The organism is Rhodanobacter sp. Root561, from assembly GCF_001427365.1.
GTDB lineage: Bacteria > Pseudomonadota > Gammaproteobacteria > Xanthomonadales > Rhodanobacteraceae > Rhodanobacter.
In genome coordinates this window covers 175473-197027 of record NZ_LMGH01000015.1, presented here as the reverse complement: position 1 = coordinate 197027, position 21555 = coordinate 175473, and the positions used below count along the sequence as shown (strand labels likewise).

General features: G+C 67.4%; 18 protein-coding genes. 12 read left to right on the top strand and 6 right to left on the bottom strand.

Annotated features, from left to right (window positions below; translation table 11 throughout):
* The first annotated feature begins 91 nt into the window (after nucleotides 1–91).
* Entirely contained in the window at nucleotides 92–2494 is a 2403-nt protein-coding gene (locus tag ASD55_RS16005; protein ID WP_056767699.1) for a TonB-dependent receptor, read from the top strand.
* Nucleotides 2495–2597: 103 nt separating this feature from the next.
* Nucleotides 2598–3917 (top strand): histidine-type phosphatase, encoded by a 1320-nt coding sequence (locus ASD55_RS16000; protein ID WP_200946235.1) that lies wholly within the window; start codon nucleotides 2598–2600, stop codon nucleotides 3915–3917.
* Between the two features lie 57 nt (nucleotides 3918–3974).
* Here ASD55_RS16000 and iolG (ASD55_RS15995) read toward each other — a convergent pair whose 3' ends face one another.
* Nucleotides 3975–4952 carry an inositol 2-dehydrogenase gene (iolG, locus tag ASD55_RS15995; RefSeq protein ID WP_056767697.1) on the bottom strand — a complete coding sequence of 326 codons (978 nt, stop codon included), beginning with the start codon at nucleotides 4950–4952 and terminating at the stop codon, nucleotides 3975–3977.
* Nucleotides 4953–4965: 13 nt separating this feature from the next.
* Nucleotides 4966–5949, bottom strand: a complete 984-nt coding sequence (gene iolG, locus ASD55_RS15990) for an inositol 2-dehydrogenase (protein WP_200946233.1) — start codon at nucleotides 5947–5949, stop codon at nucleotides 4966–4968.
* 146 nt (nucleotides 5950–6095) lie between these two features.
* Here iolG (ASD55_RS15990) and ASD55_RS15985 point away from each other — a divergent pair, with 146 nt between their 5' ends.
* From ASD55_RS15985 to ASD55_RS15950, 8 genes are all read left to right on the top strand, one after another.
* Nucleotides 6096–6986, top strand: a complete 891-nt coding sequence (locus ASD55_RS15985; protein ID WP_056716346.1) for a MurR/RpiR family transcriptional regulator — start codon at nucleotides 6096–6098, stop codon at nucleotides 6984–6986.
* Between the two features lie 87 nt (nucleotides 6987–7073).
* Complete coding sequence (iolC, locus tag ASD55_RS15980; RefSeq protein ID WP_056767876.1) at nucleotides 7074–9011, top strand: 5-dehydro-2-deoxygluconokinase; 1938 nt, start codon at nucleotides 7074–7076, stop codon at nucleotides 9009–9011.
* Nucleotide 9012: 1 nt separating this feature from the next.
* On the top strand, nucleotides 9013–10845 hold the full coding sequence (iolD, locus tag ASD55_RS15975) for a 3D-(3,5/4)-trihydroxycyclohexane-1,2-dione acylhydrolase (decyclizing) (RefSeq protein WP_056767694.1): 1833 nt from the start codon (nucleotides 9013–9015) through the stop codon (nucleotides 10843–10845).
* Nucleotides 10842–11732: a myo-inosose-2 dehydratase gene (gene iolE, locus ASD55_RS15970; protein WP_056767692.1), complete on the top strand. Its 891-nt coding sequence runs from the start codon at nucleotides 10842–10844 to the stop codon at nucleotides 11730–11732. The genes iolD and iolE overlap by 4 nt, the downstream gene beginning before the upstream one ends.
* Nucleotides 11732–12544, top strand: a complete 813-nt coding sequence (gene iolB, locus ASD55_RS15965; protein ID WP_056767690.1) for a 5-deoxy-glucuronate isomerase — start codon at nucleotides 11732–11734, stop codon at nucleotides 12542–12544. Before iolE ends, iolB begins: the two co-directional genes overlap by 1 nt.
* Before the next feature lie 290 nt (nucleotides 12545–12834).
* On the top strand, nucleotides 12835–14331 hold the full coding sequence (locus ASD55_RS15960; protein WP_056767687.1) for a CoA-acylating methylmalonate-semialdehyde dehydrogenase: 1497 nt from the start codon (nucleotides 12835–12837) through the stop codon (nucleotides 14329–14331).
* A 151-nt stretch (nucleotides 14332–14482) separates the two neighbouring features.
* The gene (locus tag ASD55_RS15955; RefSeq protein ID WP_056716329.1) at nucleotides 14483–15829 is read left to right on the top strand and encodes an MFS transporter; all 1347 of its coding nucleotides are present in this window, start codon (nucleotides 14483–14485) and stop codon (nucleotides 15827–15829) included.
* Nucleotides 15830–15833: 4 nt separating this feature from the next.
* On the top strand, nucleotides 15834–16646 hold the full coding sequence (locus ASD55_RS15950) for an inositol monophosphatase family protein (RefSeq protein WP_056767684.1): 813 nt from the start codon (nucleotides 15834–15836) through the stop codon (nucleotides 16644–16646).
* A 26-nt stretch (nucleotides 16647–16672) separates the two neighbouring features.
* Here the strand turns inward: ASD55_RS15950 and ASD55_RS15945 are convergent, their stop codons facing one another.
* The gene (locus ASD55_RS15945) at nucleotides 16673–17560 is read right to left on the bottom strand and encodes an NAD(P)/FAD-dependent oxidoreductase (protein WP_056767682.1); all 888 of its coding nucleotides are present in this window, start codon (nucleotides 17558–17560) and stop codon (nucleotides 16673–16675) included.
* On the bottom strand, nucleotides 17550–18002 hold the full coding sequence (locus tag ASD55_RS15940; RefSeq protein WP_056716319.1) for an Rrf2 family transcriptional regulator: 453 nt from the start codon (nucleotides 18000–18002) through the stop codon (nucleotides 17550–17552). Before ASD55_RS15940 ends, ASD55_RS15945 begins: the two co-directional genes overlap by 11 nt.
* 50 nt (nucleotides 18003–18052) lie before the next feature.
* Between ASD55_RS15940 and ASD55_RS15935 the strand changes: the two genes are divergently transcribed.
* Complete coding sequence (locus ASD55_RS15935; RefSeq protein ID WP_056767874.1) at nucleotides 18053–18730, top strand: class I SAM-dependent methyltransferase; 678 nt, start codon at nucleotides 18053–18055, stop codon at nucleotides 18728–18730.
* A gap of 73 nt (nucleotides 18731–18803) precedes the next feature.
* Here ASD55_RS15935 and ASD55_RS15930 read toward each other — a convergent pair whose 3' ends face one another.
* Entirely contained in the window at nucleotides 18804–19538 is a 735-nt protein-coding gene (locus tag ASD55_RS15930; RefSeq protein ID WP_056767678.1) for an SDR family oxidoreductase, read from the bottom strand.
* A 93-nt stretch (nucleotides 19539–19631) separates the two neighbouring features.
* The gene (locus tag ASD55_RS15925; protein ID WP_235577847.1) at nucleotides 19632–20360 is read right to left on the bottom strand and encodes an NADPH-dependent F420 reductase; all 729 of its coding nucleotides are present in this window, start codon (nucleotides 20358–20360) and stop codon (nucleotides 19632–19634) included.
* A 74-nt stretch (nucleotides 20361–20434) separates the two neighbouring features.
* On the opposite strand from ASD55_RS15925, the gene ASD55_RS15920 reads away from it, so the two are divergent.
* Nucleotides 20435–21325 carry a LysR family transcriptional regulator gene (locus tag ASD55_RS15920; RefSeq protein ID WP_056767673.1) on the top strand — a complete coding sequence of 297 codons (891 nt, stop codon included), beginning with the start codon at nucleotides 20435–20437 and terminating at the stop codon, nucleotides 21323–21325.
* The last annotated feature ends 230 nt before the right edge of the window (nucleotides 21326–21555 follow it).

The window sequence follows — 21555 nt, the reverse complement described above, 5'->3', positions numbered from 1 at the left end:
GGAGGGTGGCCAAATCTTTGGGGGTAGATGATCCATGCACACTTTTCGTCGAAATGCGTTGCAGGCGGCACTACTGTTGAGCGGTTGCGCCTTGGCTACGCCCAGCCTGGTGTTTGCGCAGGAGGCCGCCCAGCCGGCTACGGGCGTCCAGGCTGGCGGTGGCGATCAGGCCGCCGCGCAGGCGGATGAGAAGAAGCAGGAGGCCATCGACCTGCAGGCGATGGTGGTCACCGGCAACATCGGCTATCGCAGCCACATCGATGTGCCGGCGCCGGTGCTGGTGTACGACCAGCAGTTCTTCGCCAAGTTCGAGCCGGTCTCGGTGGGCGACCAGCTGCGTCGCGTACCGGGCGTGGCCTTCGTCGGCGACGTCGGCGAATCGGTGGCGCCGGAAATGCGCGGCCTGGGCAACGGCTATACGCAGATCCTGGTCAACGGCCGCGCCGTGCCCGGCATCGGCAATGACCGTTCGGTCGCCGTCGACCGCATCCCCGCCGAGATCATCGATCGCATCGAGATCGTCCGTTCGCCATCGGCCGACTTCGACAGCCAGGGCGTGGGCGGCACCATCAACATCATCCTCAAGGACGGCGCGACCTTGCCGCCCGGCGTCATCGTCCGCGTGGGCGAAACCTGGGACAAGAAGACCGGCCGGATCCGCCCGAATGCGGCCGTGTCCTGGTCCGGCCGCAACGACGCGAACACGGTGTTCTATTCGCTGACCGTGGACGCGCAGAAGCGCTTCAACGAGAAGCATGCGATCCAGGAAGTGGTCGACGGCGACACGGTCGGCTTCAGCGATGCGGTAGCCGCCGGCAGCAACGGTCGCGGCCTGCAGAGCTGGGACGACATCAGCAAGTCGCGGGCGACCGGGCGCGAAGAGCAGGGCGACGTGCGCGAGTCGAAGGACCTGTCCTTCAACGGCGACGTGACCTGGCGCATGTCCGATGTCTCCAGCCTGCGGCTGGACGCCTTCGCGATCAAGACCCGCCGCACCGAATACGAGAACACCCGGACCTACGAGGGCGATGGCAGCGTCGGTGGCCTCGACCTGGCCAATCCGGAACTGAAGTTCGAGAACACGCCGATCGACGAGGACAGCTACGGCCTGTCCGCGCTGTTCAACACCTCGTTCAACGACCGCACCGATTTCGAGGCCTACCTGGGCCGCAACAGCACCAAGGGCAGCGAGGTCAAGCACTACTTCAAGGACACGCCGGATACCCGGGACAAGAACAAGGGCACGGCGGCCGATGACAAGAACTGGATGGCTGATGCCTCCATCACGCGGCGCATGCCGGATCTTGCCAGCTCGATGGGTCTCGACGCGGCGACGCTGAAGGTGGGCGTGCAGGTCAAGAACAAGGACCGCACCTATACCGAATCGGAGCTCTCGGGCCTGAGCAAGTCGACCCAGAAGGGCACCGAAGGGCGGTTCGATTACAAGGAAGACCGCTTCGACACCTATGCCACGGTGGACTGGGAATTCAGCCCGACGTTCACCCTCACTACCGGCGTGCGCGGCGAAAAGACCCGGACGAAGCAGGACTACGTCACCACCAACTACGTCAACTACGTGCAGGACGCGCAGACCACCGGTCACGCCGACAGCCACGAGTTCATGCTCAACCCGTCGTCGCACCTGCAGTGGAAACTGACCGATGCCGACCAGCTGCGTTTCAGCGTGGCGCGCACCGTGCGTCGTCCCAGCGTCGAGCAGCTGGTGCCGTCGGTGACCCTGGAATCGCCGGGCGAGTGGGACGTGACGATCGGCAACCCGGACCTGAAGATGGAGCGCTCGCTGGGCTTCGACCTGGGTTACGAGCACAGCATCGGCAAGAGCGGCATCGTCGGCGTCAACCTGTTCCAGCGCAACATCTCCGACCTGATCGGCATGGTCCGCACCACGCGACCGGTCACCGATGCCGGCCAGGACCCGGACGATTTCCCCGGTGGCCTGTACACGTTCCAGAACATCGGCAGCGCCAAGGTCCGCGGCGTGGAGTTCGACATGTCGATGCCGCTGAGCGCGCTGGGCATGCCCAACACCGGCATCTTCGGCAACTACACCCGGCTGTTCTCCAAGCGGCTCAACCCGATCACCGGCCGCGACGTGACCGTCGACGACCAGCCGTCGTTCGTCTACAACGTCGGCGTGACCCAGGACATTCCCGCGTGGAAGGCCAGCTTCGGCGCCAGCTACCAGAAGCAGGGGCCGTCCTACCAGCACAATTCGCCCGGCGAAATGCAGAGCACGAGCTACGGCGGCAATCTGGAAGTGTTCCTGGAAAAGCGCCTCGGCAAGTCGTTCGTGCTGCGCCTGACCGGCAACAACCTGCTCGACTCGTGCAGCGAACAGCTGGAACAGGATTTTGCCGGTGACGACGCCACCGAGATGATGGCCAACAACCGGGCGTACAACGTCGACTTCATGGAGCTCGAGCGCGAGTGCTCGTCGCCACGCTGGTCGGTCACGCTGCGCGCCGTGTTCTGAGCCTTCGAATTCCGTCCCCACGGTGTCTGGCGGCGATCCTCTCCCCGGGATCGCCGTTTTTTTGAGCAACATGGCAAGGTCCGGTTTGCGAGGAGCAATGAACATGCAACTGAAGCACTCCAGAAATTCATCCGCGCTTGCGCTGAAGCTGCTCGCCGGCATTCCGCTGGCGGTGTTCTCGATGAGCATGGGCGGGTGCACGCGCGCATCGGACGCGCAGTCGTCCACGCCGGCGACGGCCGCGACATCGGCCGTCGCGCAGCCAGTCGAACTGAAGCTGCAACGGGTGGTGATGCTGATGCGCCACGGCGTCAGGCCGCCGACCAAGCAGCAAGTCACGCCGGCCGGCACCAACCCGTCGCCGTGGCCGCAATGGGACGTCGACTTCGGCGAGCTGACCGGGCACGGCCGCGATGCGGTGCGCCTGCTCGGCCAGTGGGATCGCATCAACTGGGCCGCCCGCGGCCTGCTGCCGGCCACCGGCTGTCCGGCGAACGGAGACGTCGAGGTCGCCGCCAGCGCGAAGTCGCGCACCCAGGCCACCGCACGGGCGCTGGTCGAAGGCATGGCTCCCGATTGCGGCATCAACGTCGCGTTCCCGGCCGACAAGCGCGACGACGTGGAATTCCATCCGCTGGATACGCGGGCGGTGGCGATCGATGCCGATGCCGCGCTGAAGGCCGTGCAGGCGCTGATGCCCGCCGGTGGCATGGCGGCGGAAGTGCAGGCGCAGGCGCCGTTGTTCGCCCTGCTCAACCAGGCGATGGGCTGCACGCCCGCCGCAGCTTGCGACATCTCGAAGATGCCGGCCGGGCTGGAGCACAAGGACGGTGATCGCCCCGGCGTGGGCAATCCGTTCGGCGTTGCCTCCACTGCCAGCCAGACCTTCCTGCTCGAATACCTCGAAGGGAAGCCGATGAAGGACGTCGCCTGGGGGCACCTCACCCGTGAGCAGGTTTCCATCCTGCTGAAATTCCACGCGCTGAAATTCCGCTACGAAGGCCACGCGCCCTACGTGGCGGCCCGCGCCGCCACGCCGCTGGCCGCACGCATGCTGGCGGCGGTGGAACACGGCGCGAAGCTGACGGTGCTGGTGGGACACGACACCAACATTGCCGACCTGGGCGGCATGCTCGACCTGCACTGGCAGGTGCCCAGCTATCCCAGCGACGATCCGCCGCCGGGCGGCGCGATCGGTTTCGAGGTGCTGGCCGATCCGTCGGGCGCGCAGTTCGTCCGTGCGTTCTACCGCTCGCAGACGATGGACCAGGTGCGCGAGCTGCAGAAGCTCGACGCCGGTAATCCGGCCTCGTACCAGTACATCCCGATTCCGGGTTGCGCTGAGCGCTGCCCGCTGGCGGACTTCGAGAAGATCGTCAAGGACAAGCTGGTGCCGGTGCTGCGCCGGCCCGTGCTGCCCTGATCAAGGCAGCCTGGAACACGATGGCGGCGACCGTGATGGTCGCCGCCATCGCTTCATTCAGAGCCTGACCGGCGCGCCCGAACGTACCGATTCGCTGGCCGCTTCGGCCAGCGCCAGCGCCGCCACGCCGTCGGCATAACCGACCGCGGCACGCGTGCCGTCGAGCATGTCGGCGAAGTGCTCCATCTCGCTGCGATAGGCCTCGGCGTAGCGGTCGAGGAAGAAGTTCTGCAGGCGGTCGCTGGCGACGCCGGCCTCGGTGCAGACCTGGGTGGTGCTCTCCAGCACGTTGTCCGCCCGCACCATGCCGCCGGAAGCGAACGCCTCGATGCGCTGGTCGTAGCCGAAACCGCTGCGGCGGCTGTTGGAGATCACGCAGAGCCTGCCCGAGGCGGTTTTCAGCAGCGTGCGCGCGGTGTCCACGTCGCCCAGTTCGCCGATCACCGGGTCGACCAGGCAACTGCCGGTGGCATAGACCTGGGTCGGTTCCTCGCCGAGCAGCCAGCGGGCCATGTCGAAGTCGTGGATCGCCATGTCCTTGAACAGGCCGCCGGACACGGCGACGTAGGACGGCGGCGGCGGCGCGGGATCGTTCGAGGTGATCTGCAGGCTTTCGATCGTGCCGATCCGGCCGCTGTCCAGGCGCGCCTTCAATGCCCGGAAGTTCGGATCGAAACGCCGGTTGAAGGCCAGCAGCAGGTTGGCGCCGGACAGCTTCGCCGCCGCGCCGCGGGCACGGGCCAGGTCCTGGTCGATGGGTTTTTCGCAGAAGATCGCCTTGCCGGCGGCGGCGGCGCGCACGCAGTAGTCCAGGTGGGTGTCGGTGGAGCTGGCGATGATCACGCCGCGGACCGATGCATCGGCCAGCGCGGCGTCGAGGGTGGTGACCGGGGCGTTCCACTCCGCAGCAAGCGCCTGCGCCGACGCGTCGATCGCGTCGATCACGCCGGCCAGTTCGATGCGTGGATGCAGGGCGGCGTTGCGGGCATGGATGCGACCGATGCGGCCGGCTCCGACTATGACGACTTTGTGCATGATCGTGTCTCGCTCAGAGGGTGAAGACTTGTTCGTGCTGCGCGGACCATGCGCAGGCCTCGGCCAGGATCAGCGCGGCCACGCCGTCGGCATAATCGGTGCGCGAAACGGCACGGCCGTGCACCACGTCGGCGAAGTGGTCGATCTGGGCGCGATAGGCCTCGCGGTAGCGCTCGGCGAAGGCGGGCATGATCGGCGCGCCGCAGCTGCCGGCCTCGGTCAGCGTGTGCACGGTGTCCTGCGCCACGTTGTCGGCGCGGATCATGCCGGTCGAGCCGAACGCCTCGATGCGCTGGTCGTAACCGTAGCCGCTGCGGCGCGTGTTGGAGATCACGCACAGCCGGCCGCTGGCGGTCTTCAGCACGCAGCGGGCGGTGTCGACGTCGCCCTGGCGGCCGATCTCCGGGTCGACCAGGCAACTGGCGCTGGCGAACACTTCGACCGGCTCCTCGCCCATCAGCCAGCGCGCCATGTCCAGATCGTGGATGGTGAAGTCCTTGAACAGGCCGCCGCTGGTGGGAATGAAGCCCGCCGGCGGCGATGCCGGGTCGTGGTTGACCAGGTGCAGGGTTTCCAGCCGGCCGATCGCGCCCGCGTCCAGCTGCTGCTTCAGTCGCGCAAACTGCGGATCGAAGCGCCGGTTGAAGCCGAGCAGGAAGCGGGCGCCGGCGAAGCGCGACTGCGCCGCCCGCACCTTTTCCAGATCCAGATCGATCGGCTTCTCGCAGAACACCGCCTTGCCCGCCTCGACCGCCGCCAGCGCGTGGCCCAGGTGCTGGTCGGTCGAGCTGCAGATCAGCACGCCGCCGATCGAGGGATCGGCCAGCGCCTGTTCCAGGCTGACCATGCTGGCGCCGTGCAGGGCGGCGAAGCCCGCGGCCTCGGCGCGGGGATCCACCACGTACTTCAGGCGCAGGCCCGGGTGGCGGGCGGCATTGGGCCCGTGCACCTGGCCCATGCGGCCCGCGCCGATCAAGACAACGTCGATTCTGTCCAAGAGTAGACTCCCCCGAGCTGAGTTGCCGAAAAAAATAGAACTGATATTCTGTTTTTTAGTGTAATAGAATTTCTGGAAAGTTGCGCCATATTTCAACAAAGGCCGGTGTTGCGCGTGCAGCCCGGCGAAACACGAAGGAAAGCCCCATGGTCGAAATGGACGTGCCGCCCGCCAGCGCCGAAGAACTGCGCTCCGCCATCCTCGATCGCTACGAATCGCTCAGCAAACGCCTGCAGCAGATCGCCCGCTACGTGCTCGACGAACCCAACGCGGTGGCGCTGGAAACGCTGGCCGTGCTGGCCGAGCGCTGCAGCGTGCAGCCGTCGGCGATCGTGCGTTTCGCCAAGTCGTTCGGCTTCGAGGGCGCCAGCCAGATGCAGCGGCTGTTCCGTGACGGCCTGCTGTCGGGCAACGCCGCGCTGGGTTACGGCGAGCGCGTGCGGCAGTTCAGCCAGAACGTCGACGGCAAGTCGGTGGGCGACCCGGTGCAGGTGCTGGCCGAATTCGTCGAGGGCAACGTGCTGGCCCTGCACAACCTCGCCGACGCGGTGGGCCGCAAGAACCTGGCGGCCGCGGTGAAACTGATCGAGGAGGCAGACACCGTCTACGTGGCCGGCTTCCGCCGTTCCTTCCCGGTCGCCGCCTACCTGGCCTACTCGCTGCACCAGGTGGACAAGAAGACCGTCTTCATCGACAGCATCGGCGGCATGACCCGCCAGCAGATCCACGCGATCACCCGCCGCGACCTGCTGATCGCGGTGAGCTACCACCCGTATGCGGAAGAGGCGGTGCAGATGATCGATGCGGCCGCGGAGAACCACTGCAAGGTGCTGTCGATCAGCGACAGCCTGGTCAGCCCGGTGGCCAAGCCCGCCACCGTGGTGCTGCAGGTGCGTGAGGCCGAAGTGCGCAAGTTCCGCTCGCTGTCCGCTTCCATGTGCCTGGCCCAGGCGCTGGTGATCTCCTACGCCTTCGCCAGCAGCACGCCCCGGCGCAACAGTTCGCGGCTGCCGTCTTCCAGGTCCGCCAAGAAATGAAACATCTGTTGCTAAAAAATAGAAAATAGAATATATATTACGTGCATCCGGAGCGGTGGGCGCCGGAGACCCGTGAGAGAAGTGCATATGGAAGGGGCAAAGCGTCAGCTTGACCTTGTAACCATCGGACGATCCTGCATCGACTTGTACGGCGAGCAGACCGGTGGTCGCCTGGAGGACATGACCTCTTTCGCGAAGTACATCGGCGGCAGTCCGACCAACACCGCCGTCGGCGCCTCGCGACTCGGCTTGCGCAGCGCCCTGGTCACCCGCGTGGGCGCCGACCATTTCGGCCGCTTCATCCACGAGCAGCTGCGGCGCGAAGGCGTCTGCGTCGATGGCCTGGTCACCGACCGCGAGCGGCTCACCGCGCTGGTCTTCCTGGGCATCCGCGACCCGGACACGTTCCCGCTGATCTTCTATCGCGAGAACTGCGCCGACATGGCGCTGGGCGTCTCGGACATCGACGTGGAGCTGGTGCAGTCCGCGCGCTCCGTGCTGATCAACGGCACGCACCTGTCGCGGCCGAACGTGTTCGACGCCTCCGTGCACGCCTGCGAACTGGCCCGCGCCGCCGGCGCCAGGGTGGTGTTCGACATCGATTACCGGCCCGTGCTGTGGGGGCTGACCGGCAGGGACATGGGCGAGAACCGCTTCGTCGCCGACGCCGAAGTCACCGTGCGGCTGCAGCAGGTGCTGCCGCTGTGCGACCTGATCGTGGGCACCGAGGAAGAGATCCACATCCTCGGCGGCAGCACCGACACCATCGCCGCGCTGCGGGCGATCCGCGCGCGCAGCGACGCGTTGCTGGTGTGCAAGCGCGGCGCGCTGGGTTGCTCGGCGTTCCCCGCCGCGATCCCCGACCGCCTCGACGACGGCGTGGTCGGCCGCGGTTTCCAGGTCGAGGTGTTCAACGTGCTGGGCGCCGGCGATGCATTCATGGCCGGCTTCCTGCGCGGCTGGCTGCGCGACGAGCCGTTGTCGACGTGTTGCGAATACGCCAACGCCTGCGGCGCCATCGTGGTCTCGCGCCACGGCTGCGCGCCCGCGATGCCGACCTGGGACGAACTGCAGGCGTTCCTCGGTGGCGGCGAACGACCGTTCCGGCTGCGCGACGATGCCGCGCTGGAACAGCTGCACTGGGCGACCACGCGGGCCCGCGTGCACGAGGACCTCACCGTGCTGGCGGTCGATCATCGCAGCCAGTTCGAGGACATCTGCCGCGAGACCGGGGCGGACCCGGCCCGCATCCCCGCGTTCAAGGCGCTGGTATTGCAGGCGGTCGACCGGCTGGCGCGTGGCGACGACCGTTTCGGCGTGTTGCTGGATGGCCGCTACGGCATGCGCGCGCTGGAAGCCGCCGCCGATCGTCCGTACTGGATCGGCCGTCCGATCGAGCTGCCCGGTTCGCGCCCGCTGGTGTTCGAAAGCTCCGCCGACGTGGCCACCGAGCTGGCCACCTGGCCGTACAACCACGTGGTGAAGTGCCTGGTGTTCTATCACCCGGACGACCCGCGCGAGTTGTGCGAACAGCAGGAACGCCAGCTGCTGCGCCTGCAGGACGCCTGCCGCAAGACCCGCCACGAGCTGCTGCTGGAAGTGATCGCCTCGCGCCATGGACCGGTCGACCAGTACACCGCGGCGCGGGCGATCCAGTGTCTCTATGATCGGGGCATGAAACCGGACTGGTGGAAACTCGAACCGGCCGCCGACGGCGCCACCTGGGGCCATATCGAGCGCGCCATTCGACGCAACGATCCGCTTTGCCACGGCGTCCTGCTGCTGGGCCTGCAGGCGCCCAGCGAAGTGCTCGCCGATTCGTTCCGCAGCGCCGCGGCCAGTCCCATCGTCAAGGGCTTCGCGGTGGGGCGCACGATTTTCGCGGATGCCGCGGCACGCTGGTTGTCCGGCAGCTTCGATGACGAGGCGGCGATCGCCGATCTCTGCGCGCGCTTCGCCGTGCTGGTCGAAGCATGGCGCGAGGCCCGCGCAGCGGCCCTGGCCTGCCGCAGCGAGGCGGTGTGAGATGGCCATCGTGCGACTGACCGCGGCACAGGCGACGGTGCGCTGGCTGGCGGCGCAATACGTGATCGTCGACGGCGAGGAAGTGCCGTACTTCGCCGGCGCCTGGGCGATCTTCGGCCATGGCAACGTGGCCGGTTTCGGCGAGGCGCTGCACGCCGTGCGCGACACGTTTCCCACTTGGCGCGCGCACAACGAGCAGGGCATGGCCCACGCCGCGATCGCGTACGCGAAACAGATGCGCCGCCGCCGCGCGATGGTCTGCACCAGCTCGATCGGCCCGGGCGCCACCAACATGGTCACCGCGGCGGCGCTGGCCCACGTCAACCGCCTGCCGGTGCTGCTGCTGCCCGGCGACGTGTTCGCCAGCCACCAGCCCGATCCGGTGCTGCAGCAGGTCGAGGACTTCGCTGACGCCACGGTCACGGCCAACGACTGCTTCCGTCCGGTGTCGCGCCATTTCGAGCGGATCACCCGGCCCGAACAGATCATCGACGCGCTGCCCAAGGCGCTCGCCACGATGCTCGACCCGGCCAGCTGCGGCCCGGCCACCATCGCGTTCTGCCAGGACGTGCAGGCCGAGGCGTTCGACTATCCCGAAACATTCTTCGCGCGACGCTTGTGGCGAGAGCGCCGGCCCGGCGCCGACGCCGCCGGATTCGCGGCGCTGGTGAGCGCGCTGAAGGCGGCGCGGCATCCGCTGCTGATCGCCGGCGGCGGCGTGCTGTACAGCGGCGCCGAAGCGGCGCTGGCCGCCCTGGTCGAAGCCACCGGCCTGGCCGTGGCCGAGACCCAGGCCGGCAAGGGCGCGTTGCCGTGGAATCATTCCTGCTCGCTGGGCTCGATCGGCGTCACCGGATCGAGCGCGGCGAACGCGGCGGCCGCGCGTGCCGATCTTGTCGTCGGCATCGGCACGCGGCTGGCGGATTTCACCACCGGCTCGCGCAGCCTGTTCGAGCAGGCGCGGAAGTTCCAGATCAACGTGCAGCCGTTCGATGCGCACAAGCACGATGCGCAGGCCGTGCTCGGCGATGCGCGCACGGTGCTGCAGGCATTGTCCGCGGAGCTGGCCGGCTGGCGCGCGCCTGCCATCGATGCGGGCGAGGTGCGGGCGTGGAATGCGGCCGTCGATGCGGCCACCGCCGGCGCCGCCGCACAGGTCCTGCCCAGCGATGCCCAGGTGATCGGCGCGGTGCAGCGCAGCGTGGACGAGGACGCCATCGTGGTGTGCGCGGCCGGCGGCCTGCCGGGCGAGTTGCACAAGCTGTGGCGCACCGCGCGCAGCGACGGCTATCACGTCGAGTACGGCTATTCGTGCATGGGCTACGAGATCGCCGGCGGCCTCGGCGTGAAGATGGCGGCGCCCGGTCGCGAGGTGGTGGTGATGGTCGGCGACGGCAGCTACCTGATGATGAATTCGGAACTGGCCAGCTCGGTGATGCTGGGCCGCAAGCTGATCGTGGTGCTACTGGACAACCGGGGCTATGGCTGCATCAACCGCCTGCAGCACGCCACCGGCGGCGCCGGCTTCAACAACCTGCTGGCCGATGCCGCGCACGACGTGCTGCCGTCGATCGACTTCGCCGCCCACGCGGCGAGCCTGGGCGCGCTGTCCGAACACGTCGCGACGCTGGGCGAACTGGAAGCCGCGCTGGTGCGTGCACGCGCCGCCACACGCAGCTACGTGGTGGTGATCGACACCGATCCGCTGAAGAGCACCGAAGCCGGCGGCTGGTGGTGGGACGTGGCGGTGCCGGAAGTTTCCGAACGCCCTGAAGTGGAGGCCGCGCGGCGTGCCTACGAGCAGGGCATCCGACAGAAGAAGGATTTGTCATGAGCATCCGTTTCGGCGTCAGCCCGATCGCCTGGGCCAACGACGACATGCCCGAGCTGGGCGGCGACACGCCGCTGGAAAGCATCCTGCATGACATCCAGGAGCTGGGCTTCGAAGGCGTCGAGCTGGGCGGCAAGTTCCCGCGCCAGGCGGCCGCGCTGAAGCCGCTGCTGGCGCGCTATCAGCTCGACCTGATCGGCGGCTGGTACAGCGGCTCGCTGCTGACGCAGTCCGCCCACGACGAGATCGTGGCGCTGCAGCCGCATCTGGAACTGCTCAAGGCGATGGGCAGCACGGTGTTCGTGTTCGCCGAAACCAGCAACGCGATCCATGGCCAGCGCGACCAGGCCATGCAGGACACGCCGCAACTCGGCCCGGACGAGTGGACCGTGTTCGGCCAGCGCCTGACCGAGGTGGCCGATTACATCCAGGCCCAGGGCATCCGCTTCGCCTACCACCATCACCTGGGCACCGTGGTCGAGCGCGCGTCGGACCTGCAGGCCTTCCTGCGCCACACCGGCGCATCGGTGGGGCTGACCCTGGACACCGGCCACGCCGCGCTGGGCGGCATCGACGCGTTGCAGCTGATCGCCGAGCATCCTGCGCGCATCGCCCACGTGCATTGCAAGGACGTACGCCGCGAGGTGTTCGACGAACTGCGCGCAGCCGGTTCGAGTTTCCTCGACGGCGTGCTGGCCGGCATGTTCACCGTGCCCGGTGACGGTGGCCTGGATTACGCGGCGCTGATGGCTGCACTGGCGAAGATCCGTTACAGCGGCTGGATCGTGATCGAGGCCGAGCAGGACCCGGCCCTGGCCGATCCGCGCACCTACGCCCAACTCGGCCTCGGCACGCTGCGGGAGCGCGCCGCCGCCGCGGGGTTGCAGTGATGGCCGGCCTGCGCGTCCGCCCCCATGCGCCCGACGCCACGGGCACCGTGCTGGAAGTGACTCCGGCCAGCGCCGGCTGGAAACATGTCGGCTTCCGCCTGGTGAAACTGGCGGCCGGTGAGCGGTTCGCCGGCGGCGAGGCCGGCCGCGAGGCCTGCCTGGTGATCGTTGCCGGCATGGCCGACGTCGATGCGGGCGGACTGCACTTCGCGCACGTCGGTGGTCGCAGCAACCCGTTCGAGGATCGCGCGCCCGGTGCCGTCTACGTGCCCGCGGGCGTCGCCTATGAAGTCGTCGCCAGTGGCCCGATCGAATTGGCCGTCTGTACCGCGCCTGGCACGGGGCAGGGCGAACCGCGGCTGATCGCCGAATCCGCGATGAGCCGCGAAGTGCGCGGCGCAGGCACCAACACCCGCCACGTGCGCAACATCCTGCCGCAGACCGAGCCGGCCGACAGCCTGCTGGTGGTGGAAGTGATCACGCCCGGCGGGCACTGGTCCAGCTACCCGCCGCACAAGCACGACACCGCCGAGGCAGGCACGGAATCCGCGCTGGAGGAAACCTACTACCACCGGCTCAACCCGCCGCAGGGCTTCGCCTTCCAGCGCGTCTACACCGATGACCGCTCGCTCGACGAAACCGTCTGCGTGGAAGACGGCGACGTGGTGATGGTGCCGCGCGGCTACCACCCGGTCGGCACGGCGCACGGCTACGACCTGTACTACCTCAACGTGATGGCGGGCCCGCATCGCCAATGGATTTTCCGCAACGACCCGGCCCACGACTGGATCGCGCACCGTCCCCCCGGCTAACCCCGCGGCAAGACTCCCTTCCCCCGCCAAGCGGGGGAAGGGGCCGACTGCGAAGGCAGGATGCCGAAGCGAACGGCGAAGCCGGCCCGGAGGGCGTGCCGCAGGAGCGGCACGTAAGGCGGATGGGGATGTGCTCTTGATCTGCCATCGCGCAAAAAGCGCCCCCATCAGCCCTCCGGGCAGCTTCCCCCGCTGCCGGCGGGGGAAGCGAAAGATCCAGACCTCGCGGGGAACGGGTCATCGGGCCGGCCATCCGGCGCCCACCAGAAAACATCATGCAGGAGTGAGTCATGCGCAACATCGAACATTTCATCGGCGGCCAGACCGTTGTCGGCACCTCCGGTCGCCACAGCGACGTCTTCGATCCGAACAGCGGCCAGGTGCAGGCGAAGGTGTCGCTGGCCAACGCCGCGGAGCTTGATCGCGCGGTGCGCAACGCCGCCGAGGCGCAGCCGGCGTGGGCCGCGGTGAATCCGCAACGCCGCGCGCGGGTGATGTTCGAGTTCGTGCGCCTGCTCAACGTGCACAAGCAGGAGCTGGCCGAGCTGCTGGCCAGCGAGCACGGCAAGGTGGTGTCCGATGCGCACGGCGACGTGCTGCGCGGGCTGGAGGTGATCGAGTTCGCCTGCGGCATCCCGCACCTGCTGAAGGGCGAATACACCCAGGGCGCCGGCCCGCGGATAGACGTCTATTCGGCGATGCAGCCGCTGGGCGTGGTGGCCGGCATCACGCCGTTCAACTTCCCCGCGATGATCCCGATGTGGATGTTCGGCCCGGCGATCGCCACCGGCAACGCGTTCATCCTCAAGCCGTCCGAGCGCGACCCGTCGGTGCCGGTGCGGCTGGCCGAGCTGATGATCGAGGCCGGCTTGCCGCCGGGCATCCTCAACGTGGTGCACGGCGACAAGGAGATCGTCGACGCGATCGTGGCGCATCCGACGATCAAGGCGGTCAGCTTCGTCGGCTCGTCCGACGTGGCGCAATCGGTGTACGCGGCCGGCGCGGCGCACGGCAAGCGCGTGCAGTGCATGGGCGGCGCCAAGAACCACGGCATCGTGCTGCCGGATGCGGACCTCGACCAGGTTGTCGCCGACCTGATGGGCGCCGCCTACGGTTCGGCCGGCGAGCGCTGCATGGCGCTGCCAGTGGTGGTTCCGGTGGGCGAGGCGACCGCCGACGCGCTGCGCGCGAAACTGCTGCCGGCGATCGCCGCGCTGCAGGTGGGCGTCTCCGGCAATCCCGATGCGCATTACGGCCCGGTGGTGTCGGCGGCGCACAAGGCGCGCATCGAGGGCTATATCCAGCTCGGCGTGGACGAAGGTGCGGAGCTGGTGGTCGACGGCCGCGGCCTCAAGGTGCCCGGCCACGAAGGCGGCTTCTTCCTGGCGCCCACGCTGTTCGACCACGTGAAGCCCACGATGAAGACTTACCAGGACGAGATCTTCGGCCCGGTGCTGCAGATCGTGCGTGCTCACAGCTTCGAGGAAGCGCTGGCGTTGCCGTCGCAGCATCCCTACGGCAACGGCGTCAGCATCTTCACCCGCAGCGGCGACGCGGCGCGCGAGTTCGCCGACCGCGTCGAGGTGGGCATGGTCGGCATCAACGTGCCGATCCCGGTGCCGGTGGCGTACCACAGCTTCGGCGGCTGGAAGCGCTCGGGCTTCGCCGACCTCAACCAGTACGGCATGGACGGCGTGCGCTTCTACACCCGCACCAAGACGGTGACCCAGCGCTGGCCCAGGGGCGGCGAAGCGATCGAGCAGAGCTTCGTGATCCCGACCTTGTGACGGCGTGACACGAACGATCCTTCCTCCGCGCAGCGGGGGAAGCAAGGCGTTTCGGCGTATATGGAATAATTCTTCCAATTTGTTCAAATATGAAATAGTCTGATTGCAACGAGGCCGGTGCGTGCTGCGCCGGCCGCTGAGGGGGAGTCCGATGGCGCGTGGATGGCTGGCGTTTTTCGCAACCGGAGCTGACCAGCCCGAGATCACCGACAGGGACGTCATCGACCGGCAATATCGCAAGCATCGCCTGCGCGTGATGCTTGCGATAACGCTGGGCTACGGCCTGATCTACACCTGCCGCCTGGCGCTCGGCGTGGTCAAGAAACCGATCATCGACGCCGGCATCTTTACTCCCGCCGAACTGGGCATGATCGGTTCGGCACTTTTTTATACCTACGCGATCGGCAAGCTCACCAACGGCTTCCTCGCCGATCACGCGAACATGAAGCGTTTCCTGGCCTTCGCCTTCCTCACCACCGCGGTGTGCAACCTGGCGATGGGCTTCGTCACCACGGTGTGGCTGGCGGTGATCCTGTGGGGGCTCAACGGCTGGTTCCAGAGCTTCGGCGCGCCGGGCGGCGTGGTGGCGATGACGGCGTGGTTCTCCAACCGCGAGCGCGGGCGCACCTACGGCATCTGGAGCACCGCGCACTCGATTGGCGAAGGCCTGACCTTTCTCGTCGTGGGCGCCACCGTGGCCACCTTCGGCTGGCGCTTCGGTTTCTGGGGGCCGGGCATGATCGGCGTGGCCACCGCGATCGGCGCCTACCTGCTGCTGCAGGATCGCCCGCCCACCCTGGGCCTGCCCGCGGTCAACGACTGGAAGAACGACAACTTCGGCGAAGCGTCGAAACCGAAGATCGCCTCGGTGCTGAAGCTGCAGCTGTCGATCCTGAAGATGCCCGCGATCTGGGTGCTGTGCCTGGCCTCGGCCACCACCTACGTGACGCGCTACGCGATCAATTCCTGGGGCGTGCTGTACCTGCAGGAGATCCACGGTTACTCGCTGACCATGGCCGGCACCTTGCTGATGATCAGCACCCTGGCCGGAATGGCCGGCGCCATTGCGTTCGGCTTCATTTCCGACAAGCTGTTCGACGCACACCGGCCGCCGGTGAACCTGATCTTCGCGCTGCTGGAACTGGCTGGCCTGCTGCTGTTCTTCTATGGCCCCAATCACCTGTGGTCGCTGATCATCGCGATGGTGCTGTTCGGCATGGGCCTGACCGGCCTGGTCACCTCGCTGGGCGGCCTGTTCGCGGTGGACATCGCGCCCAAGCGCGTGGCCGGCGCGGCGATGGGCGTGATCGGCATCTGCAGCTACATCGGCGCCGGCGTGCAGGAGCAGGTGTCCGGCACGCTGATCCAGCACGGCATGACCATGGTCGATGGCGTGCGCCACTACAATTTCGGCCCGGCGATCGCGTTCTGGATCGGCTCGTCGGTGCTCTCCATGCTGCTGGCGCTGAGCCTGTGGCGCACACGACGCAGGGACTGAAACCATGTTGCGCGCTTCCCCCGAACTCAAGGCGATGATCAAGGCCGCCCAGGTAGCCGGCGACGGCCTGCTGCAGCGCTTCGGCCAGCTCGGTGAACTGGTGGCGCGCACCAAGTCCGGCCCGGCCGACCTGGTCTCGATCGCCGACGAGGAAGCCGAGCGCAGCACCCGCGAAATCCTCGGCAAGGCGCAGCCATCGTTCGGCTTCATCGGCGAAGAGGGCGGCACCACCGGCGGCAGCGACGATGCGCAGAGCTGGATCGTCGACCCGCTGGACGGCACCACCAACTTCCTGTTCGGCACGCCGTTGTGGGGCGTCAACATCGCGCTCGCGCGCGAGGGCGAGGTGGTGGCCGGCGTGACCTGGTTGCCGGTGTTGCGTGAAATGTTCGTGGCGGCGAAAGGCGAGGGTGCCTGGCTCAACAGCGAACCGATCCGCGTCTCCACCCGCAACCGCCTGGTCGACAGCGTGCTCGGCTGCGGCATCCCGTTCGCCGGCAAGCCCGATCACCCGGTGTTCGCCCGCGAGATGGCGCTGCTGTCCGGCGAAGTCGCCGGCATCCGTCGCACCGGCGCGTGCTCGGTCGACATGGCCTACGTCGCGGCCGGACGCTGGGACGCCTACTGGGAACGCTCGCTGTGCGCCTGGGACATGGCGCCGGGCATCATCCTGGTGCGCGAAGCCGGCGGCGTGGCCAGCTCGGTCACCGGTGGCCCGGTGGACGTGCATGGCGGCAATGTCTGCGTGTCCAACGGGCACATCCAGGCTGCGCTGGTGGAGCGACTCAACCGGGCGCTGGAAGCATCGGCTTCGTGAATCGCGGGCCAGGGTTCGGAAGTTAATTACGACCCGGGCCACACCAGCGAGCGGTGAATCTGCGCACCAGCCCAGGCGCCGTCACCCACTGCGAGCGAAACCGAGTGCGGCATCTTCGCGGCGTCACCGCAGGCGAACACGCCTGGCACGGTGGTCTCCTTGGTGTCTCCGGTGGATATCTGCAGGCCCATCGGCGTCTCGACCAGTTCGCAACCGAGCTGGGCCGCGATCGGCGTCGAAGGCTCGTTCCGCGGCGCGGTGAACAGGCCGGCGAAGCTGATGCGTCGCCCGTCGGTGAGCACGATGTCGGCGTCTCCGTCGATGCGCTCGATTCGCGTCGTTTCGACCGTCACGCCGCGACGAGCCAGTTCTTCCGCAGCAGCCCGGTCGAGTTCGCACGTGCCGTTGGGGAAGAACGTGGTGGTTCCCCACTCCGGCAGCAGCTGCGCCTGATGGATCGACATCGGGCCCGTGGCGATGACGCCGATGCGGCCCTGATCCAGTTCATAGCCGTGGCAATACGGGCAGTGGAAGATGCTCCTGCCCCAACGCTCGGCCAGGCCGGGGATTTCGGGCAGCCGGTCCGACACGCCGATCGCCAGCAGCAAACGCCTGGCTGAATACGTGGTGCCGCCACAGGCCACCTGGAAGTCGTCCATCGCGCCGGTCGCCTGCTCGACTTCGCCGTCCTGCCAGGTCAGCGTGGGATACGCCTCGAGTTGCGTGCGAGCGACACGGGCCAGCTCGGCGGGATCGACGCCGTCCTGGCCGAGGAATCCGTGGGAATGGCTGGCGCTGCGATTGCGCCGCTTGCCGCCGTCGATGATGAGTACGCTACGGCGCGCCCGCAGCAACTGCAGGGCCGCGGCCATGCCCGAGTAGCTGCCGCCGATGATGATGACGTCATGCTTCATGCCGGTGCCTCGATCGATGGGCGCCATGGCGGCGCGCGAAATCCGCAGCCAGCGCGGCCAGGGTGACCGACTCGAAGCGCTGCAGCAGCAGTGCCTCGGCGTCGGCGAAAGCGGTGTCCAGCGCCGCATTGATCGCCTGCTCGACGAGGCATTCGGGATGTTCGTTCCGGTTGCCCACGGCGAACAGCGCAGGCTCGCCCAGCGCTTCGTGCAACTGGCGCAGCGTGACCTTGCTGAGGTCCGCCGAGATGCGCCAGCCGCCGGCGTGTCCGCGATCCGCCGTGACCAGGCCAGCCTCCCGCAGCAGGCCCATGGTGCGGCGGACCACCACCGGATGTGTACCCAGACACTGCGCCAGCGCATCGGATGTCATCGGCGTATCGCGCTCGGCCATGTGCAGCAAGGCATGGAGTACGGCGGAAAGTCGGCTGTCTCGTTTCATGTAACAAACGATGTTACGTTAGTGCCTCCATGTCAAGCGGCGAGGGCAGCATGTCCACTTTCAACGACCCCCAGGCGGTGGCGCGATACACGGACGGGCCGCTGCGGCAGGTGCCCGGATTGCATGCGCTCCACCAGATGAGCGGCCTGCTCCTGTACGAGCACGTGCCGTCCGATGGGAGCGTGCTGGTGCTGGGCGCCGGTGGAGGTCTGGAGCTCAAGGCCTTCGCCGAAGCCCATCCGCAGTGGCGCCTGCTCGGCGTCGACCCGTCCGCGCCGATGCTGGAATTGGCCGTCCAGACGCCGGGGCCGATGGCGCCGCGGGTGGAGTTGCTGGAGGGCTACATCGATGCGGTTCCGACCATCGAATTCGACGGCGCGGTTTGCCTGCTGACCATGCACTTCCTGTCCATCGGGGAACGCCTGCACACGCTGCGCGAGCTGAGGCGCCGGTTGAAACCCGGCGCCCCGCTGGTGATGGCCCATCACAGCGTTCCCGATGCACCGGACGAAAAGCTGCGCTGGCTACGGCGGCACGTGGCCTTCATGGCTTCCAACGGCATGCCGGTTGCGAACATGGCCACGACGATCGAAGCGATGGCCCGCCGCCTCCCGCTGCTTTCTCCCGAAGCCGAGGTCGACTTGCTGGAGCAGGCCGGCTTCGAGCGGCATGAGCTGTTCTATGCGGCTTTCACGTTCAAGGGGTGGGTGGGGTATGCGGGTTTGTAGCTCGGCGCGGCCACCGGGCAATCGACAAGGCGCTCCGACCCATCGGAAGGAGCACCCGGCTATACGCAACGCGTCAGATCTGCGCGAGCCCGCCGTCGACGGCAAGCTCGCTGGCGGTCATGAAGCTGCTGTCCGATGACGCCAGAAAGGCGGCCGCCGCTCCGATCTCCGCCGGTTCGGCCATGCGCTGCAGCGGATTCATCGAGGCGAACGCCTTCAGGCCTTCCTCGCCCACCGCTGCCTTCGCCAGTTCGGTCGCCGTCGGTCCGGGCGACAACACGTTGACCCGGATGCCGGTGCCCTTCAGGTCTTCTGCAAAGGTCTTGGCGAGGTTGCGCACGGCGGCCTTGCTTGCGCTGTAGACGCCGAAGGCCGGGGCGCCGGTGGTGCCGGCGCTCGAGCCGGTCAGGATGATCGAGCCGCCCGGACCCATCAGCGGCAGCGCCTTCTGCACCGTGAAGATCGTGCCCTTCACATTGGTGTCGAAGGTTTCGTCGATGTGCTCGGCGGTGATCTGGCCCAGCGGAAGCAGGCCGCCGGTCCCGGCGTTGGCGAACACGATGTCGAGCGTGCCGCGTTCGGCCTTCACCGCCGCGTAAAGCTTGTCGAGGTCGGCCGGGTCGGAGACCGAACCCTGCACCGCGCGGGCGTTGGGGCCGAGCTTCGCCACCGCGGCGTCGAGCGCTTCCTGCCGACGGCCGTAGATGAAGACGAAGGCGCCTTCCTCGATGAAGCGCTCGGCCGCTGCGAGGCCGATGCCGGTGGCGCCGCCGGTGATGACGGCGGTCTTTCCATTCAACTTGCTCATGTCATGAATCCTGGGTGGAAGGGGTTGCCACTGCCGAAGCAGTGATGGGGATGGCGGGCCGAGCGCGATCCTTGTCGCGATGGCCGTACGCGCTCAGGGCTGCTGCTTGAACAGGTCCTGGAAAATCAGTGGGCCCCAGACGCGGCCGCGTGCCTGCACCAGCGTGCCGCCCTCATCGAACTTGCCGAGGTTGACGGGGGCGAAGCCGAGTCGCTTCGCAAGGTCCGCCACTTGCGAAGCGGCCGCTTCGTCGTCGCTCGACAGGAACACGACCCGGTGACCGCCCTGGACCTTGGGGTCGGTGGCCAGCGTGCGCGACAGCAGGTGATTGAAGCCCTTGACGAACCTGGCACCGCGGAACGACCTGGCGGCGAAGGCGGAAGAGGGGAGGTTTTCGAGCATTTCGACCGGGTCATTCGTATTCATCGCGTCGATGATCGTCTTGCCCTTCCAGTCCGGAAGCAGCTTGCCGATGTCCTGATGTCCCTCGAACAGCACCGCCAGGATGATCACGTCCGCCTTGACGGCTTCCTGCAATGTTCCGGGGATGACCTTGGGGCCGATCGCCTGCGCCTGCGGCAACAGCGCTTCGGGCGGCCGCCGGCTGGCGACCGTGACTTCGATGTTGTTGCGGGCGAACGCGCGGGCGAGGGCCTGGCCGATGGAACCGAAACCGATGATGGCGTAGCTCATGGCATTGTCCTTTTCAGTATGGAGATGGAGTGGTCTGGCCCGAATGGCGCTTGCCTTGTCGCCGTCATCCCCGCGAGGGCGGGGATCCAGTGACTTGAGCGTGCCGAGCGATTCGAACCGGTTGCCCAACCAATCTGGGTCGCTTGACGCATCAACACAATTGACGAAACATCGCTTGATACGATCTATTTTCTGGATAGCTGATGCTCGACAACGTCACCATCAACCAGCTGCGTGCGTTCGTGGCGGTGTGCGACCAGGGCAGCTTCTCGGGCGCGGCGCGCAAGCTCGCGCGGGCGCAGTCGGCCATCAGCCATGCGATCAAGGCATTGGAAAGCGCATTCGACGTCGAGTTGTTCGAGCGCAACACGCGCAAGGCGCAGCTCACCGCGGCGGGGCGCAGCCTCCTGCCCGACGCGCGGGCGGTGATCTCGCGCACGGAGGAAATGAAGAACCGCGCCGGCTCCATCGCCAAGGCCGGCGTGCCGCAGGTGTCGGTCGCGGTCGATGCCTACTTTTCGCGCGCGCATCTGATCGGCTGCCTGCGCACGCTGCAGGAAGAATGCCCCACCGCCGCGATCAACCTGCGCATCACCACCATGCAGGGCGGCGAAAAGCTGGTGCTGGAAAAAGTGTGCGCCCTGGCCGTCACCATCAACGACGTGCCGGAAGTGAACCCGCAAGCCATCGAGCGCCACTGGTTGCGCGAGGAAGAGATGGTGACGGTCTGCGCGCCGACCTATCCGCTCGCCTCAACTCCCCAACCCGTCCCCGTGGACGAGTTCGGCCGCTACACCCAGATCATCGTCACCGACAACCAGCCCGGCGCGGACAAGACCCAGGAGGGCGTCGCCGGCAAGCGCCAGTGGCTGGTCAACGATCTCGGTGCGAAACGGGATCTGCTGAAAGCCGGGCTGGGGTGGGGGCACTTGCCGCGGCATCTCGTGGTCGAGGATCTGGTCGGTGGGCAGCTTGTCGAGCTTGAGCGGCGTGCCTGGCACATCCGCTCGCTGACGTTCGTGGTTTCACAGCGGCGGGGGCATGATCTTTCGGCGTGCGAGGCGCGGTTGGTGGATCTGCTTGGCGAGGCTTAGCCTCGTGCGAAGTGCGGCGGTCTCCATGACTTGTCGCTCATGGACGGAGGTCCGCAAAGCAGATCAACGACGGTAGCGAGACCTTGAAATTGTCCCTGATTCCCCCTCAGCTGCCGGAGACGTACCGCGCCTGAGCCCGTCCTGCGACCGTTGACAAGTGTTCCCAAAACGGGAACACTTGCCGCCACGGCTAAGATGGGGAGGGCGCCAATGCACCGAACATCGGGGAT

Excerpts from the sequence above, each read along its gene's own strand:
- ASD55_RS16000 (WP_200946235.1), top strand. The coding sequence starts at position 2,598 with ATGCAACTGAAGCACTCCAGAAATTCATCCGCGCTTGCGCTGAAGCTG.
- iolG (WP_056767697.1), bottom strand. The coding sequence starts at position 4,952 with ATGCACAAAGTCGTCATAGTCGGAGCCGGCCGCATCGGTCGCATCCAT.
- ASD55_RS15985 (WP_056716346.1), top strand. The coding sequence starts at position 6,096 with ATGGTCGAAATGGACGTGCCGCCCGCCAGCGCCGAAGAACTGCGCTCC.
- iolC (WP_056767876.1), top strand. The coding sequence starts at position 7,074 with ATGGAAGGGGCAAAGCGTCAGCTTGACCTTGTAACCATCGGACGATCC.
- iolD (WP_056767694.1), top strand. The coding sequence starts at position 9,013 with ATGGCCATCGTGCGACTGACCGCGGCACAGGCGACGGTGCGCTGGCTG.
- iolE (WP_056767692.1), top strand. The coding sequence starts at position 10,842 with ATGAGCATCCGTTTCGGCGTCAGCCCGATCGCCTGGGCCAACGACGAC.
- iolB (WP_056767690.1), top strand. The coding sequence starts at position 11,732 with ATGGCCGGCCTGCGCGTCCGCCCCCATGCGCCCGACGCCACGGGCACC.
- ASD55_RS15960 (WP_056767687.1), top strand. The coding sequence starts at position 12,835 with ATGCGCAACATCGAACATTTCATCGGCGGCCAGACCGTTGTCGGCACC.
- ASD55_RS15955 (WP_056716329.1), top strand. The coding sequence starts at position 14,483 with ATGGCGCGTGGATGGCTGGCGTTTTTCGCAACCGGAGCTGACCAGCCC.
- ASD55_RS15950 (WP_056767684.1), top strand. The coding sequence starts at position 15,834 with ATGTTGCGCGCTTCCCCCGAACTCAAGGCGATGATCAAGGCCGCCCAG.
- ASD55_RS15945 (WP_056767682.1), bottom strand. The coding sequence starts at position 17,560 with ATGAAGCATGACGTCATCATCATCGGCGGCAGCTACTCGGGCATGGCC.
- ASD55_RS15940 (WP_056716319.1), bottom strand. The coding sequence starts at position 18,002 with ATGAAACGAGACAGCCGACTTTCCGCCGTACTCCATGCCTTGCTGCAC.
- ASD55_RS15935 (WP_056767874.1), top strand. The coding sequence starts at position 18,053 with ATGTCCACTTTCAACGACCCCCAGGCGGTGGCGCGATACACGGACGGG.
- ASD55_RS15930 (WP_056767678.1), bottom strand. The coding sequence starts at position 19,538 with ATGAGCAAGTTGAATGGAAAGACCGCCGTCATCACCGGCGGCGCCACC.
- ASD55_RS15920 (WP_056767673.1), top strand. The coding sequence starts at position 20,435 with ATGCTCGACAACGTCACCATCAACCAGCTGCGTGCGTTCGTGGCGGTG.